The organism is Mucilaginibacter sp. P4_E8 (assembly GCF_056401495.1).
Window position 1 is genome coordinate 1 of record NZ_JBFUJG010000362.1, and the last position, 1,626, is coordinate 1,626.

Sequence of the window (1,626 nt, forward strand, 5' to 3'; positions counted from 1 at the left end):
GTTATGCAGTGAAGAAATAGTTATAAGCTACAGTGTTCATATCCACGCACATGAACACCCGTGAACACTTAGTTATAATTGATTATCAATAGTTTACATTTTGTATACTACTGACAAAATAGTGTCACCAAGATTGTAAACCAGGGTATTATTACCCATATGTCCCGCTTGTGGTAGCGGGGGCAGAAAAATGGTTGAATGAAAACGCATCTAATTGGAAAGATTTATTTTAAATGAATTTAATAAAAACATATTATAAGCTTCCTGTAAGCAATATTCCTTTTGACGAAATTCCCTCTTTGGAATTGATTTCCTATGACTACATCTATTGCAGCTCTTTTCCTCTAATCGGATTTATGGGTCTTGATTTTTATTTAGTAAATGTTTATAATGCTTTTGATAATCAAATCGTTGATCTTAATGAACTGCCGGACAAAGAACTTTTGTTTGGAAAAGTAGTATCAGAAAAGCTTCCAACCAAGGGTAAGTACAACTGTTTAAAAATAAACTCTGTTGAACAAGAGGTTTCTGCAACAACGTTACCTGATTTTAAATATAGCCCGGGAAATACTTATTCTTCCGAGGGAAAGTGGTTCTATATGAAAGAGGGTAACTATGTGATTCTTTCTGGCATCAAATCGGAATTTGAAAGGGTAAAGCACTTGGAAGGCATAAGTATATACGGTGAAAATATTATACGGTTGCGAATAGTAATGGAATTACTTAAGAAAAATGTAAAACAAGGTAAGGTGAAGTTATCGATTGAGGATTATAATAATATTGCTTATAAAGTATTAAGGTCGGATCCAGTATTATCAAGAGCAGATGAAGGTATGTTAAAAGATGGGGTAAATAATTGGGTTTCTCCTATGCTTTCAACCCCATTGTATGAAGATATACCTAAAAATATACGCGGTAAAGTAGTTGCTTAATTTTCATCAATAACTTCAACCAGGTCGGGCTCCCGCTACCGTTTGCGCCCAATGTCATTAAGTTAACAGGTTTTCTCCCCAGCGGCGGAATAGCTTTGTAGCAAAAAACAAAGGTGGTGCTCCGCACCATCACCGCCCAAAAGCCTCTCATTTTCATGAGAAGCTTTTGGGCAAATAACGGAGTATGATCTGAACCATTTTATTGACGAATTGATTGAAATAGGCGATTTTTCAAACAAAGTAACTTAACCTCAGTTTAAAGAAACGCCTCTATATCGGTTGATTAATTTATATTTACCAGACCGCCACGAATTTGCAGACCGAGAATGAAGATAAGCCTGAAATCAATATTCGGAATAAAATCACCCGAAATAGATAATTCACCCCTTAATAAAGAAGAGCCTGAATATGATAAATATGTGAATTTTTATTATTCCAATCTGATCAATTCAATTATTCTTTTCGCGTTAACATCGGACGAATTGGAAAAATTGGCGGCACCTACATTTAATCCAATATCCGAACTGGAAACGGAAATAGATTACGCCTTTACACCAGTTTGTTTTGAAACAATTTTTCGCAATCGGTTAGTAGATGAATCTTTTAAAACCGAATTATTCGCATTTAAAAAAGGCACAGAGGAAATTCCATCAGAGATTTGGGATTGGGATCATATTGATATACACCCCACATG

At 35.2% G+C, this 1,626-nt stretch carries 1 protein-coding gene and 1 pseudogene; both read left to right on the forward strand.

Annotated elements, in window-relative coordinates:
• The first annotated feature begins 233 nt into the window (after positions 1 to 233).
• Positions 234 to 932: a hypothetical protein gene (locus AC1DRQ_RS31375; protein WP_477430038.1), complete on the forward strand. Its 699-nt coding sequence runs from the start codon at positions 234 to 236 to the stop codon at positions 930 to 932.
• A gap of 326 nt (positions 933 to 1,258) precedes the next feature.
• Positions 1,259 to 1,626, forward strand: a pseudogene (locus AC1DRQ_RS31380) (hypothetical protein); the annotation flags it as partial.